Below are 12,204 nucleotides of genomic sequence, written 5' to 3' on the forward strand. Positions count from 1 at the left end.
ACTCTGAATGATAGCTGCCAAACCCTAAGCGAAGGAGCTGAGGATGGTGGCGGCGGTTTCGTCTTTTGTACCGGTGGCCGGGACGGGGACAAGCCTGCCTGTTTCACGGTAGAAGTCGATGACAGGGACGGTGAGGGAAAGGAACTCCGCGTGCCGATTGCGGAAATTGGCCTCGCTGTCGTCAGCGCGGGGCGCGGCGTCACCCCCGCATTTGGGGCATTTCCCGGGTTCCGGGAGATCGGCACCTTGGCCGGACCAGCGGCAATCGGGGCACTCCACCCGATCCTGGATGCGGCGGAGCAATTCAGCGAACGGAACCTCCAGGGCGACGGCGGCACCGAGCGTCACACCCTTTTCCAAGAGCCATGCATCAAGGAATTCCGCCTGGCGCAGGCTGCGGGGAAATCCGTCGAGCACCCAGCCGGAAACCGCGTCGTTCGCTACGAGCCAGTCCGCGACGATGGGACATATCAACCCATCCGGGAGGTATCCGCCGCGCGCGAGGATGGGTTCCGCAGCAAGCCCCAGTGCGGTGCCGTTCTCGATGTTCTCCCTCAGGAGCGCCCCGGTGCTCAGGTAACCGAGCCCGAGGCTTGCGGCGAGGCGGCGCCCCTGGGTGCCTTTACCTGAAGCGGGCGGGCCGAGGAGGACGATTCGCATCGGAGGGATTACCCGCAGGAAGGGATCAGGAATGGGTGCTGTTGTAGATGTAAGCCGTGATGCCGAGTATGATCAGCACGGCGATGACCAGCCATAGATACACGATGGCATTGCGGGGCGCGGCGTTGCTCTGGTTACCCAGGCGGTCGTAGCGACCCTTGAGCTTCCCTTTCCGCAGGAAGCCATCGTAGTGCTTCTGGAGGAGGTGGGTCTCCACCTGTTTCATGACGTCGAGCACAACCCCGACCATGATCAGCAAGGAAGTGCCGCCGAAGAAATGCAGGACGAGCGATCCCGGCGGCAAGCCGACGAGTTTCCCGATGAGAGCCGGGAGGAAAAACAGCGCCGCAAGGAAGATCGCACCGGCGAAAGTGAGGCGGGTCATCGTGAAATCGAGGAATTCCGCAGTGGGCTTGCCGGGGCGCTGGCCGGGTATGTAGCCGCCGTTGCGCTTGAGGTCTTCCGCGATCTGCGAGGGCTGGAACATCATGGCCACCCAGAAATAGGAGAACAGGAAGATGCCCACACCACCGAGGATGTAGTACCACATCCCGCCGCCGACGAGCTCGCCGTAAAGCTTGGTCGCCCAGGGGGTGCCAGCAGCACCGGGGATGTATTGGAGCATGATGGGAGGCAGGGAAAGGACGGCGGTCGCGAAAATGATGGGCATCACGCCCGCATAGTTGACCTTGAGCGGCAGGTATTGGGTCTGCCCGCCGAACTGCTTGCGGCCGACAACTCGCTTGGCATATTGCACCGCGATCTTACGCTGCGCCTGGGTGATGGCGATCGTGCCGGCGATGACGATGAGCAAGAGCGCGATCATCACGACCATCATGATGGCCTTGAAGGGGTCGCCGTCGGTGAAGTAGCCCCATGCCTGGATCAGTGCACCGGGAAGTGCGGAAATGATGTTCACCGTGATGATGATGGAAATCCCGTTGCCGATGCCCTTTTCCGTGATCTGGTCACCCAGCCACATGAGCAGGATGGTTCCGGCAACGATGGTGAGGACGGTAAGGGCAAACCACGACGCGGATGGGTCTGGCACGAGCTTGCCGAATTTTTCGACACCCGCCATATAGGGGATGTTGTCCGGCGTTATCAGTGATTTCGCGACGAAGAAACCCTGCACGAGCGCGATCACGATGGTGATGTAACGGGTGTATTGGGTGATCTTCTGGCGGCCGCCGTCCTCGCGGGCGAGCCGGGAGAACTTCGGCACGATGGCCGTCATCAGCTGCACCATGATGGATGCCGAGATGTAGGGCATGATGCCCAGCGCGAAGACCCCGCATTGGGTGAGGCCGCCGCCGGAGAAAACGGTGAGGAGCGCCGTGACTCCGCCGGTCTCGGTGGCGTCCTTCGAGACACTGTCCAGCCATGCCTTGATCACCGTCGCATCAACACCGGGGAGCGTGATGTGCACACCAAGGCGGACGATGACGATGAGGGCGAGGGTAAAGAGGATCCTGTCCCGCAACTCGGGGATTTTCCAGGTGTTCGCAAAGGCTGAGATCATGTTCGGGAAATGTGGAAGCGTGGTTTGAATGCACGGAGAGGAAGCATGCAAGTGCTTCCTCCCCTAAATCGGATGCTGTCTCGGCGGCTCCGCCGATCAAGCTTCTTCGGAGGGAGCGGCGTTGGGGGCGGGTTCGGTCACGGTGCCGCCCGCCTTCTCGATCTTGGCCTTGGCCGTTGCGCTGACCTTGTCGAAGGCAACCGTGAAGGACTTCTCGACCTCCCCGTCGCCGAGGAGCTTGATCTTGTCACAGGGCCCGTTGACCAGGCCGACCCTGCGGAGGGAGGCCTCGTCGATGGTCGCGCCAGCATCGAAGCGGTCGTCGAGATCGCCGACGTTGACGACGATGAACTTGTCGCGGAAGTCGTAGTTGTTGAAGCCGCGCTTCGGAAGGCGGCGGTGAAGGGGCATCTGGCCGCCTTCGAAACCGACGCGGGTTCCGGATCCGGAGCGTGCTTTCTGGCCCTTGTTGCCCTTGCCAGAGGTTTTGCCAAGGCCGGAGCTTTCACCTGCGCCGAGGCGCTTGGTGCGGTGCTTGGCGCCGGGGTTTGGCTTGAGATTGTGGAGTTCCATGGTTGTGTTAATGGGGATTAGATATTGGGAGATTAGATATTAGGTTTTTTGATTAATATCTAATATCAAATTTCAAATGGCCTTTTCCTTTTTCTTCTTGCCGCGGGATCCGAGGATCTGGTCGCGGGTGCGGACGGAGGAAAGCGCCTTGAGTGTCGCCTTGACGACGTTGGCGTGGTTGGAGGAGCCCATGGACTTGGCCAGGACATCGCGGATGCCCACGGCTTCGCAAACGGCGCGGACACCGCCACCGGCGATGATCCCCGTTCCGGGCGAAGCGGGCTTGAGGAGAACCTTGCCGCCGCCGTATTCCGCGTAGATCTCGTGGGGAATGGTCCCGTCCACGATGCTCATCGGCTTGAGGACCTTGCGGGCAGCCTCGCTGGCTTTCTTGATGCAGTCTGCAACCTCGTTGGCCTTGCCGAAGCCGAGGCCGACCTTGCCCTGTTTGTTTCCACAAACCACAAGGGCGGAGAAGCTGAAACGGCGTCCGCCTTTGACGACCTTGGCGCACCGGTTGATGAAAACGACCTTTTCGGATAGTTCGTTGCCCTCCTCATCGGTCGGCGCGGCGCGCTCTTCGCGGCGCGGGCCTCCACGGCCGCGGCCGCCGCCGAATCCGCCGCCTCCACCGCCACCACCAAAACCGCCGCGGCCTTGGCCGCCGCCACCTTGGTAGCCGCCGCTTTGCGGGGCTTGGGATTGTTCGCTTGCAGCGGGTGCCGCCGGGGAAACGTCTGGTGCGGTGGAAGGAGCCGGAGTCTCGGATGCTGCCGGAGCCGCCGCAGCGGTTTCATTTTCAGGAGTAGTAGCCATGTGATAGGGGAATTAGAATTTGAGTCCGGCTTCGCGGGCTGCGTCGGCAAGGGCTTTCACCTTGCCATGGTAGAGGTGGCCGCCGCGGTCGAAGACCACGTCGGAAATGTTGGCCGCCTTGGCGCGCTCGGCCATCAACTGGCCGACTTTCTGGGCGGATGCGATGTTCGAGGCGTTGCCCTCGAAGCTTTTGTCCATGGTGGAAGCGGATGCGAGCGTGCGTCCTGCGGTATCGTCGATCAGCTGCGCGTAAACGTGCTGGTTCGAGAAATAGACGGCGAGGCGCGGGCGCTCCGTGGTGCCGCGCACCTTGCGGCGGATGCGGCTGTGGATCCGCTGGCGGATGGATTTGCGTTGGATTGTGCTCATGTAACAGAGATGGATTGAGGTTATTTGCCGACGCTCTTGCCTTCCTTGCGGCGGACTTTCTCGCCGACATAGCGGACACCCTTGCCCTTGTAGGGCTCCGGTTTGTAGAAAGCGCGGACTTCGGCGGCGAACTGGCCGACGAGCTGCTTGTCGATGCCCTCGACCTTGATCTTGGTGTTGTCGTTCACCGTGACGGTAAGGCCGGACGGGATGGGGTGGAGCAAGGGGTGGGAGCGGCCGAGGGAGAGGTCGAGATCCGATCCCTTGACGGCTGCGCGGAGACCGACGCCGTGGATTTCAAGATCCTTGGCAAAGCCTGCGGAGACGCCGATGATCATGTTGTTGACGATGCTGCGGACCGTGCCGTGGAGGGCGCGGTGCTGGCGTTGCTCGGTCTCGCGGGATACGATGACGCTTCCGTCCTCGCTCTTGAGGGAGATCCCGGAAGGGACGGTGAAGTCGAGTTTCCCTTTCGGGCCTTCGACATTGACCGTATTGCCATCTACCTTGATGGCGACCTTTTCGGGAAGGGTGATTGGTTTGAGTCCTACTCGTGACATAATATCTGTGTGTTCGAGTTTCGGGGTTACCAGATGTTGGCGAGGATTTCGCCGCCAAGTTTCTGGCGCTTTGCGGATGCACCGGACATCACGCCCTTCGAGGTCGAAAGGATGGAAATGCCAAGGCCTGAGAGGACGCGCGGGATGTCATCGGAGCCGACGTAGTGGCGGCGGCCGGGTTTGGAGACGCGCTTGAGATCGGTGAGGACGGGGCGCCCATCAACGAACTTCGGGCTGACTTTCAGCTCGGTGCGCTCGCCGGTGACGACTTCGTATTTCCAGAGATATCCCTCTTGCTTGAGGATCTCGGCGATGTCCGCCTTGATCTTGGAGTAGGGAGCGGTGAATTCCTCGTTGCCGGCGCGTGCCGCGTTCTTGAAACGGGTGAGGAAGTCGGAGATCGGGTCTGTGAGAACTGCCATGGTGGTGGTTTCCTTGAATTTCTATGGGGTTATGCGTTGGCTGGTTCTGCAACCTCGGCCTTCTTGATGTCGCGGAAAGGCATCCCGAGCTCGATGAGGAGCTCGCGGCCTTCGTTGTCGGTCGGTGCGGAGGTGACGAAGATGAGGTCGAATCCGATCTGGCGTTTCACCTGGTCGAGCTCGATTTCCGGGAAGATCGTCTGGTCTGCGAAACCGCAGGCGTAATTGCCGCGTCCGTCGAAGGACTTGGCAGAAATGCCCCGGAAGTCGCGGATGTTCGGGGCTGTGACGTTGATGAAACGATGGAGGAACTCCCACATCCGGTCGCCGCGGAGGGTCACGCGGGCACCGAGGGGTTCACCTTCGCGGAGCTTGAAATTCGCGACGGCCTTCTTCGAGAAGGTGATGGAAGGTTTCTGGCCGGTGATCTTGGAGATCTCGACGACGGCGTCATCGACGGCTACCTTGCGGTCGGGGGCCTTGCCCATGCACGAGGTGACGACGATTTTCTCCAGGCGCGGGACCTGGTGCGGGTTGGTGTAGCCGAGCTTCTTGGTCAAAGCCGGCACGACCTTGTCTTTGTAGTGTTGCAGTAGTGCTGGTGTACTCATTTGTTTTAGCGGGTCAGCGCGGTTGGTTGTTAACGCTTAAGCGCGGGCGGCCTGGTGAGAGGCTTAGCCCAGTTTCTTCACATTGGAGATATGGACGGGGGCGTCTACGGTCTTGATGCCGCCGTCGGGATCGGCTTCGGAACGGCGGACGGCCTTCTGGACGGTGCGGCCGCCTTCGACGACAACCTGACCCTTGGCGGCGTTGACAGAGAGGACGGTGCCCTTCTTGCCCTTGTGGTTGCCGGCGATGATTTCGACCTGGTCGCCTTTCTTGACGTGTGTCTTGATGGTGCTCATTGGAAAATTATGGTTAGAGAACCTCGGGGGCGAGGGAAACGATTTTCATGAACTGCTTTTCGCGGAGTTCACGGGCGACAGGGCCGAAGATGCGGGTGCCGCGTGGGTTGTTGTCCTTGTCGATGATGACGATCGCGTTGGAATCGAAACGCAGGACAGAGCCGTCGGCGCGGCGGACGGGGAAGGAAGTGCGGACGACGACGGCCTTCACCACGCTGCCCTTCTTGACGGAGGCGGTGGGGATGGAGTCGCGGATGTGGGCGGTGATCACGTCGCCGATGCGGGCGGAGCGAGTGCGTTTTCCGAGAACGCCGATCATTTTTGCGGTGCGGGCGCCCGTGTTGTCTGCAACAGCGAGCTTGGTTTCCATTTGAATCATGACTTGTGGTGGTAAAGGCTGAAAAACTGAGATTCTTAGAAGCTGAAACCGGGTGGCGGATGAGAGGCAATCTTATTTCAGCATCTCAGCGTTTCGGAATATCAGCTTTTTTATTCGTTAGTGGGATAGGATCTCGGCGAGCGCCCAGCGCTTGAGCTTGGAAACGGGCTTGGTTTCGACAATGCGGACGCGGTCGCCGATGGCGGCCTCGCCCTGCTCGTCGTGCACGTAGTATTTCTTGGATCGCTTGACGATCTTGTTGAACTTGGGGTGCGGGACGCGGGCGACGTGCTCGACGACGATGGTCTTCTCCATCTTGTTGGAGACGACGACGCCGACGCGGCTCTTGCGCTTGTGGACTGCCTCTGTGGGGGCTTCCTGGGATGATTCGCTCATGGTGATGGTCTTTCGGGGCTTACGCCTGTTCGTTGGAAATGGTGAGGATTTGCGCGATCTCGCGACGCACCTGCTTGAAGCGAGCCGGGTTTTCGAGGGTTCCGGCCGAGCGCTGGAGGCGCAGGTTCATGGATTCCTGTTTGAGGTCGCGAAGGCGGCGGAGGCGCTCGTCTGCGGAGAGTTCGCGTATGTCTTTGGCTTTGGTAAGTGCCATGGTCGTGTCTTGGTGAATGTTATTGGTGCGGGTTGCGTGTCACGAGGCGGGTGCGGAAGCCGAGCTTGTAGGAGGCGAGGCGCATCGCTTCCTTGGCGGCGGATTCGGGAACTCCGGCGACTTCGAAAAGCATGTTGCCGGGGCGGATTACGGCCACCCAGGTGTCCACGGCGCCCTTGCCCTTGCCCATCCGGGTTTCCGGGGGGCGGCGGGTGATGGACTTGTGTGGGAAGATCCGGATGAAGACCTTGCCTTTCCGTTTGAGGGAGCGGTTGATCGCAACCCGGCAGGCTTCGATCTGGCGCGTGGTCATCCAGGCGCGCTCGAGGGTCTGGAGTCCGAAGTCACCGAAGGCGACGGTGGTTCCGCGCTGGGCGTTCCCGGAGCGGGATCCGCGGTGGCTCTTGCGGAACTTGGTTCGTTTGGGCATCAAAGGCATGGCAGTATTCTCCTTTTAAGGTGTTAGGTATTGGGCGTTTTAAGCTGTTGGGGCTGGTGCGGGTGCACCGCCACCTTGCGGGCGGTTGTCAGGACGGCGGTCTCCACCACCTTGGCGGCGATCGCCACCTCCGCGGTTGCCACGGTCTCCGCGATCTCCGCGATCTCCGCGGTTGCCGCGGTCTCCGCCAGGGCCGGGCTTGCCGTCGTCCTCTTTCTTGTTGATCCAGCACTTGACGCCGATGATGCCGTAAACTGTGCGGGCTTCCGCAAAGCCGTAGTCGAGAGGGACGCGGAGGGTCTGGAGAGGCACCTTGCCTTCGCGGTAGCTTTCGGCGCGGGCGATGTCCGCACCGCCGAGGCGGCCGCCGCAACGGACTCGGATGCCTTCGGCACCGAATTCCATGGCGGTCTGGATGGAGCGCTTCATGGCGCGGCGGAAGGCGATACGGCGCTCCAGCTGGATGGCGATCTGCTCGGCGACGAGCTGTGCGTCGAGCTCAGGCTTGCGGATCTCGAGGATATCGAGTTTCACCTGGGAGTCCTTGCAGATCTTCTGGACGTCTGCGGTCATGATCTCGATTTCCTTGCCCTGGCGGCCGATGATGAGGCCGGGACGGGAGGAGTGTAGGGTGACGCGGACGCTGTTCCATGCGCGCTCGATGACAACCCTGGCGAGGCCAGCGTTGACGAGCTTGTTCTTGAAGTAGGCGCGGATGGCGAGGTCTTCGTGAAGCTTGGTCGTGTAGTCCTTGCCGCTGGCATACCATTTGGAGCGCCAGTCTTTGTTTACGGCGAGGCGGAAGGCGATCGGATTTACTTTTTGTCCCATGGTGTTAGGTGGAGAATGTTCTGGATGGGGTTATGCGGTGGTTTCCTCTACGGCAGGCGCTTCGGCTTCCGGCGCCTTGCCCGCTTTCTTAGCTGCGGCTTTTTTCGGGGCGCGCTTTTTCGTTTCGGGGGCGGCTCCGACGAGGGTGATGGAGATGTGGGAGGTGCGCTTGATGATGGCACCTGCGGAGCCCTTTGCACGAGGCATGAAGCGGCGCATGGTCGGGCCGGCACCGATGACGGCCTCCTTGATGACGAGCGAGTTGGTGTCGAGCGAGAAGTTGTTCTCGGCATCCGCGATGGCGGTCTTGAGGGTCTTGCCGATGAGGAATGCGGCCTTCTTCGGGGTGAAGGTGAGGATATCGAGGGCGTTGGAAACAGGGAGACCCTGGATTTCGCGGGCTACGTCACGCGCTTTCTTGGGCGAGAGACGGACAAATTTCGTGGTGCTGGTGACTTCCATGGTCGTCGTTGGTTTGGGATATTCGGGAAACTTAGTTTTGTGTGAGTATCACGGCGGTGTCGCCGAGGCGGGGTGTCTGGTCTTTGGAGTCGATCTGTTCTACGAAGGCGCCGGAGACCGAGCGGCGGACATCTGCGAGGATTGCTTTTCCGTAAGGCTGCTTTCCGTGGAGGAGATGGAAGGTCATTCCGATCTTCGCTCCCTGTGTTTCGCCGAGGTTGAGGACAAGCATTCCGGTTGCCTGATCCATGCTGACGATTTTCGCCTGCTGGAGTGTGCCCGTCCGGACATCGGGGAGGGGTTTGTCGCGGAGACCGCTCACAGAGTCAAGCTCTCTCATGGCGGATTCCACGCGGAGCCGTGCATCGGGATCGGAAACAACCGCCTGGCGGAGGTAATCCTGGACTGTGGCGGAAAACTTCATCGCGGCGGCCTCGAGCTGTGCGTTGCGCTCGTTGGCGAGTTCGAGGTCGGCGGCAGCCTGGATCAGGCGGTCGTCGCCGCCATCAAGAAGGTTTTTGCCGAGGGCTTCGAGTCGCTCGCGCACTTGGTCGAGCTGCTCGGTGGATTTTCTCTCGGCCTTGTTTGCCTCGACCAGCGCCTGCCGGAGGTTGCGGTTCTGTTCCTGGAGGTCTGAGATCATTTCCTGCAACTTCTCGTTGGAGACCGCTTGCCCGTGGCACGGCACGGCCATGGCCAGCAGCCCGAGGGCGGCGGCGAATGATCGTGTGTGAATGAAAACGGACATTTGAGTATTGCGGGATGGTTTCACCAAAGAGGCAGGGAGGGAACAGAGCTTGGCTTGAAGGGAAATTCTTCCTCGGAGTTTGAAATTTGAGAGCTGAATCCTTACTTCTTGCCGATGCCGCCGTGGGCACGGAAGATGCGTGTCGGTGCGAATTCGCCGAGCTTGTGGCCGACCATGTTCTCGGTGACATAGACGGGGACGAAGGTCTTGCCGTTGTGGACGGAGAAGTTGTGGCCGACGAAGTCCGGTGTGATCATGGACTTGCGGGACCATGTCTTGATCGGCTTGCGGTCGGAGCCTGCTTCGGCGACAGCGTCGATCTTGGCGAGAAGCTTCTGATCGACGAACGGGCCTTTCTTGAGGGAGCGTGGCATAAGTAGTTGGAGTGAGGTTTCGGGAAAGGGTTACTTCTTGTTGTCGTGGCGCGACTCGACGATGAAAACACTGGTGGTCTTCTTCTTCTTGCGGGTCTTCTGTCCCTTGGCGTGGCCCCATGGGGAAAGGAGGTGCTGGCGACCACCGCCGGACTTGGATTTGCCTTCGCCACCGCCGTTCGGGTGGTCGACGGGGTTCATGCACATGCCGCGGACGGTGGGGCGGATGCCCTGCCAACGGGAGCGGCCGGCCTTGCCGGAGACTTCGTTCATGTGGTCGCGGTTCCCGACAACGCCGATGGTGCAGTAGCAGGCCTCGTGGAAGCGGCGGATCTCTCCGGAGCGCATCTTGACGAGTGCCCAGCCGCCGTCGCGGTTTGAAAGGACGGCGCTCTGGCCTGCCGAGCGGGCGACCTTGCCGCCGCCGCCGGGAAGCAGCTCGATGTTGTGGATCTCGGTTCCGAGGGGCACTTTGCCGAGCGGCATTGCGTTGCCGACCTTGGGTGCGACGTTTTCCCCGGAAACCACCTTGGCGCCATCGGTGAGTCCGGCGGGTGCGAGGATGTAGGATTTCACGCCGTCCTTGTATTGGAGGAGGGCGATGCGGCAGGTGCGGTTCGGATCGTATTCGATGCCGACCACGGTTGCCTCCACGTCACGCTTGTTGCGCTTGAAATCGACCAGGCGGTAGTGGCGTTTGTGGCCACCACCGATGTGGCGCGTGGTGATGCGTCCGGTGTTGTTCCGGCCACCCGAGCGCTTGAGCGGGGTGAGCAGGGATTTCTCCGGCTTGCTCTTGGTGATCTCGTCGAAGGACGGGAGCTCCTTATAGCGCTGGGATGGTGTGAGTGGCTTGAAAGTTTTAAGTGGCATGACTCGCGTTTCGTTAAAGGGTTCTTGCTTATAGCTGTGGGCTATCCGCTGGGTGCGGGCTTAGATGAGGTCGATGGATTCGCCGTCCGCAAGGCGGACGATGGCTTTCTTGTAGCTCGCGGTGCGGCCTTGGTCGGCGCGGCGCTTGCGGCGGAGTTTCCCGTCGTAGTTCGCGGTGCGGACCTTGACGACCTTCTTGTCGAAGATGGTTTCGACGGCTTGCTTGATCTCGATCTTGTTGGCGAAGCGGTCGACCTCGAGGACGACCTCGTTGTTCTGCTCCTGGAGCAGTGAGGCTTTTTCGCTGAGGCGGACGTTCTTGATGACCTGGTAGATGTCTTTCATGGTCGTGGTTTCTGGGAAATTATGCGGTGCGTTGGGCGAGGGTCCCGACGGCGTCGCCGACGAGGATGATGACCTTGGCGAGGAGCAGTTGCTCGACGTTGAGTTCCGATGGGGTGACGAGCTGTGTCCAGGCGACGTTGCGCGCGGCGAGCTTGGTGGAGTCGTCGAAGTTTCCGACGAGGAGCACCTTGCGGTCGGCTTCGGTGACGTTCTTGAGTTCTGCGAGGAAGGATTTGGTCTTGCCGTCGGAGATGGCGAAGGAGGGAACGGTGAAGAGTTTCTCTGCGCGGGTGAGGTCACCGAGGACGCGGCGCAGGGCGAGCTTGCGGACGGACTTGGGGACGCTTTTTGCGTAGGAACGCGGGCGGGGGCCGAAGACGACACCGCCACCGACGAAGATCGGGGCGCGCTTGTCGCCGTGGCGGGCGTTGCCGGTTCCCTTCTGTTTGTAGATCTTCTTGTTGTTGCCGCTGACTTCGCCGCGGGTCTTGGTGTTGGCGGTGCCGGAACGGCGGTTCGCACGGTATGCGGTGACAAGGTCGTGGACGGCTTGGCGGCCTTTTTCCTCACCTACGAGGACAAGGTTGGCGGCTTCGGCATCTGCTGCTGTGAAGGCTTTTGCGGACATGGCGGAAAATTGTTTAGGATTGGGGAAGGGGCGGGGCGCTGCTTATTTCTTCTTCGCGGCGCGTATCGTGAGGTAGGAGCCTTTGGCACCCGGTACGGAGCCGGAGACGAGGATGACACCATCGTCTTCGCGGACGGCGATGACCTTGAGGTTCTGCATTGTGGACTTGGTGGTGCCCATGTGGCCTGGCATCTTCTGGTTTTTCCAGACGCGGCCGGGGGTGGAGCCAGCGGCGATGGCGCCGGTCCGGCGGTGCATCATGTGGCCGTGTGCCATGGGTTGTCCGCCGAACTTGTGGCGCTTGACGGCACCCTGGAAGCCGCGGCCGATCGTATTGCCGATGACATCGACGTATTGACCCGCTTCGAAGAGGGCGAGGCCGGGATGTTCGGTAGGGAGTTCGGCGCCGTTTTCGAAGCGGAACTCAAGGACGTGGCGTTTTGGAGCGGAGCCGGCCTTTTTGAAGCGGGCGAGGTCAGGCTTGTTGACGCGGAATTCCTTCTGGTCGTCGAAGCCAACCTGGACGGCGGTGTAGCCGTCGGATTCGACGGTTTTCGATTGCAGGAGTGTGTTGCCCGATACGTCGATGACAGTGACGGGGATGCTGGAGCCCGCTTCCTTGTCGAAGATGCGGGTCATGCCGAGTTTTTTGCCGAGTAGTCCGAGTGACATAGCGAATTGGAGA

The 12,204-nt window shown here is 60.9% G+C and carries 21 protein-coding genes; all 21 read right to left on the reverse strand.

Annotation, left to right across the window (positions count from 1 at the left end):
- Positions 1-24 precede the first annotated feature (24 nt).
- Positions 25-660: a nucleoside monophosphate kinase gene (locus HZ994_07825; protein ID QTN32241.1), complete on the reverse strand. Its 636-nt coding sequence runs from the start codon at positions 658-660 to the stop codon at positions 25-27.
- Positions 661-685: 25 nt separating this feature from the next.
- Complete coding sequence (secY, locus tag HZ994_07830; protein QTN32242.1) at positions 686-2,182, reverse strand: preprotein translocase subunit SecY; 1,497 nt, start codon at positions 2,180-2,182, stop codon at positions 686-688.
- Between the two features lie 96 nt (positions 2,183-2,278).
- On the reverse strand, positions 2,279-2,755 hold the full coding sequence (gene rplO, locus HZ994_07835; GenBank protein QTN32243.1) for a 50S ribosomal protein L15: 477 nt from the start codon (positions 2,753-2,755) through the stop codon (positions 2,279-2,281).
- Between the two features lie 72 nt (positions 2,756-2,827).
- Positions 2,828-3,571 carry a 30S ribosomal protein S5 gene (gene rpsE / locus HZ994_07840; GenBank protein ID QTN32244.1) on the reverse strand — a complete coding sequence of 248 codons (744 nt, stop codon included), beginning with the start codon at positions 3,569-3,571 and terminating at the stop codon, positions 2,828-2,830.
- Between the two features lie 12 nt (positions 3,572-3,583).
- On the reverse strand, positions 3,584-3,940 hold the full coding sequence (rplR, locus tag HZ994_07845; GenBank protein ID QTN32245.1) for a 50S ribosomal protein L18: 357 nt from the start codon (positions 3,938-3,940) through the stop codon (positions 3,584-3,586).
- A gap of 20 nt (positions 3,941-3,960) precedes the next feature.
- Entirely contained in the window at positions 3,961-4,500 is a 540-nt protein-coding gene (gene rplF, locus HZ994_07850) for a 50S ribosomal protein L6 (GenBank protein ID QTN32246.1), read from the reverse strand.
- A 26-nt stretch (positions 4,501-4,526) separates the two neighbouring features.
- Positions 4,527-4,922, reverse strand: a complete 396-nt coding sequence (gene rpsH / locus HZ994_07855; protein ID QTN32247.1) for a 30S ribosomal protein S8 — start codon at positions 4,920-4,922, stop codon at positions 4,527-4,529.
- A 29-nt stretch (positions 4,923-4,951) separates the two neighbouring features.
- Positions 4,952-5,533 (reverse strand): 50S ribosomal protein L5, encoded by a 582-nt coding sequence (gene rplE, locus HZ994_07860; GenBank protein QTN32248.1) that lies wholly within the window; start codon positions 5,531-5,533, stop codon positions 4,952-4,954.
- Between the two features lie 63 nt (positions 5,534-5,596).
- A complete protein-coding gene (rplX, locus tag HZ994_07865; GenBank protein ID QTN32249.1) occupies positions 5,597-5,830 on the reverse strand; it encodes a 50S ribosomal protein L24 in 234 nt (77 codons plus the stop codon).
- Positions 5,831-5,843: 13 nt separating this feature from the next.
- Positions 5,844-6,209 (reverse strand): 50S ribosomal protein L14, encoded by a 366-nt coding sequence (rplN, locus tag HZ994_07870; protein QTN32250.1) that lies wholly within the window; start codon positions 6,207-6,209, stop codon positions 5,844-5,846.
- Between the two features lie 117 nt (positions 6,210-6,326).
- The gene (gene rpsQ, locus HZ994_07875; GenBank protein QTN32251.1) at positions 6,327-6,605 is read right to left on the reverse strand and encodes a 30S ribosomal protein S17; all 279 of its coding nucleotides are present in this window, start codon (positions 6,603-6,605) and stop codon (positions 6,327-6,329) included.
- 19 nt (positions 6,606-6,624) lie between these two features.
- Positions 6,625-6,819, reverse strand: coding sequence for a 50S ribosomal protein L29 (gene rpmC, locus HZ994_07880; protein QTN32252.1), 195 nt, complete (start codon positions 6,817-6,819; stop codon positions 6,625-6,627).
- Positions 6,820-6,838: 19 nt separating this feature from the next.
- Complete coding sequence (gene rplP, locus HZ994_07885) at positions 6,839-7,258, reverse strand: 50S ribosomal protein L16 (GenBank protein QTN32253.1); 420 nt, start codon at positions 7,256-7,258, stop codon at positions 6,839-6,841.
- Positions 7,259-7,297: 39 nt separating this feature from the next.
- On the reverse strand, positions 7,298-8,089 hold the full coding sequence (gene rpsC / locus HZ994_07890) for a 30S ribosomal protein S3 (GenBank protein QTN32254.1): 792 nt from the start codon (positions 8,087-8,089) through the stop codon (positions 7,298-7,300).
- Between the two features lie 30 nt (positions 8,090-8,119).
- The gene (gene rplV, locus HZ994_07895) at positions 8,120-8,551 is read right to left on the reverse strand and encodes a 50S ribosomal protein L22 (protein ID QTN32255.1); all 432 of its coding nucleotides are present in this window, start codon (positions 8,549-8,551) and stop codon (positions 8,120-8,122) included.
- Between the two features lie 31 nt (positions 8,552-8,582).
- Positions 8,583-9,299 carry a hypothetical protein gene (locus tag HZ994_07900; GenBank protein ID QTN32256.1) on the reverse strand — a complete coding sequence of 239 codons (717 nt, stop codon included), beginning with the start codon at positions 9,297-9,299 and terminating at the stop codon, positions 8,583-8,585.
- A 101-nt stretch (positions 9,300-9,400) separates the two neighbouring features.
- Positions 9,401-9,673 carry a 30S ribosomal protein S19 gene (gene rpsS, locus HZ994_07905; GenBank protein QTN32257.1) on the reverse strand — a complete coding sequence of 91 codons (273 nt, stop codon included), beginning with the start codon at positions 9,671-9,673 and terminating at the stop codon, positions 9,401-9,403.
- 30 nt (positions 9,674-9,703) lie between these two features.
- Complete coding sequence (gene rplB, locus HZ994_07910; protein QTN32258.1) at positions 9,704-10,546, reverse strand: 50S ribosomal protein L2; 843 nt, start codon at positions 10,544-10,546, stop codon at positions 9,704-9,706.
- A 60-nt stretch (positions 10,547-10,606) separates the two neighbouring features.
- Positions 10,607-10,891 carry a 50S ribosomal protein L23 gene (rplW, locus tag HZ994_07915; protein QTN32259.1) on the reverse strand — a complete coding sequence of 95 codons (285 nt, stop codon included), beginning with the start codon at positions 10,889-10,891 and terminating at the stop codon, positions 10,607-10,609.
- A 19-nt stretch (positions 10,892-10,910) separates the two neighbouring features.
- Complete coding sequence (rplD, locus tag HZ994_07920) at positions 10,911-11,519, reverse strand: 50S ribosomal protein L4 (GenBank protein QTN32260.1); 609 nt, start codon at positions 11,517-11,519, stop codon at positions 10,911-10,913.
- Positions 11,520-11,561: 42 nt separating this feature from the next.
- A complete protein-coding gene (rplC, locus tag HZ994_07925; protein QTN32261.1) occupies positions 11,562-12,191 on the reverse strand; it encodes a 50S ribosomal protein L3 in 630 nt (209 codons plus the stop codon).
- Positions 12,192-12,204 lie beyond the last annotated feature (13 nt).

This window comes from Akkermansiaceae bacterium, from assembly GCA_017798145.1.
Classification (GTDB): Bacteria; Verrucomicrobiota; Verrucomicrobiia; order Verrucomicrobiales; family Akkermansiaceae; genus Luteolibacter.

What these genes read in the sequence shown, in the direction of transcription:
- rpsS (QTN32257.1), bottom strand. Translation starts at nt 9,673, where the DNA reads ATGCCACGCTCCCTCAAGAAAGGCCCGTTCGTCGATCAGAAGCTTCTC.
- rplP (QTN32253.1), bottom strand. Translation starts at nt 7,258, where the DNA reads ATGCCTTTGATGCCCAAACGAACCAAGTTCCGCAAGAGCCACCGCGGA.
- rpmC (QTN32252.1), bottom strand. Translation starts at nt 6,819, where the DNA reads ATGGCACTTACCAAAGCCAAAGACATACGCGAACTCTCCGCAGACGAG.
- HZ994_07825 (QTN32241.1), bottom strand. Translation starts at nt 660, where the DNA reads ATGCGAATCGTCCTCCTCGGCCCGCCCGCTTCAGGTAAAGGCACCCAG.
- rplW (QTN32259.1), bottom strand. Translation starts at nt 10,891, where the DNA reads ATGAAAGACATCTACCAGGTCATCAAGAACGTCCGCCTCAGCGAAAAA.
- secY (QTN32242.1), bottom strand. Translation starts at nt 2,182, where the DNA reads ATGATCTCAGCCTTTGCGAACACCTGGAAAATCCCCGAGTTGCGGGAC.
- rplO (QTN32243.1), bottom strand. Translation starts at nt 2,755, where the DNA reads ATGGAACTCCACAATCTCAAGCCAAACCCCGGCGCCAAGCACCGCACC.
- rpsC (QTN32254.1), bottom strand. Translation starts at nt 8,089, where the DNA reads ATGGGACAAAAAGTAAATCCGATCGCCTTCCGCCTCGCCGTAAACAAA.
- rplE (QTN32248.1), bottom strand. Translation starts at nt 5,533, where the DNA reads ATGAGTACACCAGCACTACTGCAACACTACAAAGACAAGGTCGTGCCG.
- rpsQ (QTN32251.1), bottom strand. Translation starts at nt 6,605, where the DNA reads ATGAGCGAATCATCCCAGGAAGCCCCCACAGAGGCAGTCCACAAGCGC.
- rpsH (QTN32247.1), bottom strand. Translation starts at nt 4,922, where the DNA reads ATGGCAGTTCTCACAGACCCGATCTCCGACTTCCTCACCCGTTTCAAG.
- rplR (QTN32245.1), bottom strand. Translation starts at nt 3,940, where the DNA reads ATGAGCACAATCCAACGCAAATCCATCCGCCAGCGGATCCACAGCCGC.
- HZ994_07900 (QTN32256.1), bottom strand. Translation starts at nt 9,299, where the DNA reads ATGTCCGTTTTCATTCACACACGATCATTCGCCGCCGCCCTCGGGCTG.
- rplV (QTN32255.1), bottom strand. Translation starts at nt 8,551, where the DNA reads ATGGAAGTCACCAGCACCACGAAATTTGTCCGTCTCTCGCCCAAGAAA.
- rplB (QTN32258.1), bottom strand. Translation starts at nt 10,546, where the DNA reads ATGCCACTTAAAACTTTCAAGCCACTCACACCATCCCAGCGCTATAAG.
- rplF (QTN32246.1), bottom strand. Translation starts at nt 4,500, where the DNA reads ATGTCACGAGTAGGACTCAAACCAATCACCCTTCCCGAAAAGGTCGCC.
- rplX (QTN32249.1), bottom strand. Translation starts at nt 5,830, where the DNA reads ATGAGCACCATCAAGACACACGTCAAGAAAGGCGACCAGGTCGAAATC.
- rplD (QTN32260.1), bottom strand. Translation starts at nt 11,519, where the DNA reads ATGTCCGCAAAAGCCTTCACAGCAGCAGATGCCGAAGCCGCCAACCTT.
- rpsE (QTN32244.1), bottom strand. Translation starts at nt 3,571, where the DNA reads ATGGCTACTACTCCTGAAAATGAAACCGCTGCGGCGGCTCCGGCAGCA.
- rplN (QTN32250.1), bottom strand. Translation starts at nt 6,209, where the DNA reads ATGATTCAAATGGAAACCAAGCTCGCTGTTGCAGACAACACGGGCGCC.
- rplC (QTN32261.1), bottom strand. Translation starts at nt 12,191, where the DNA reads ATGTCACTCGGACTACTCGGCAAAAAACTCGGCATGACCCGCATCTTC.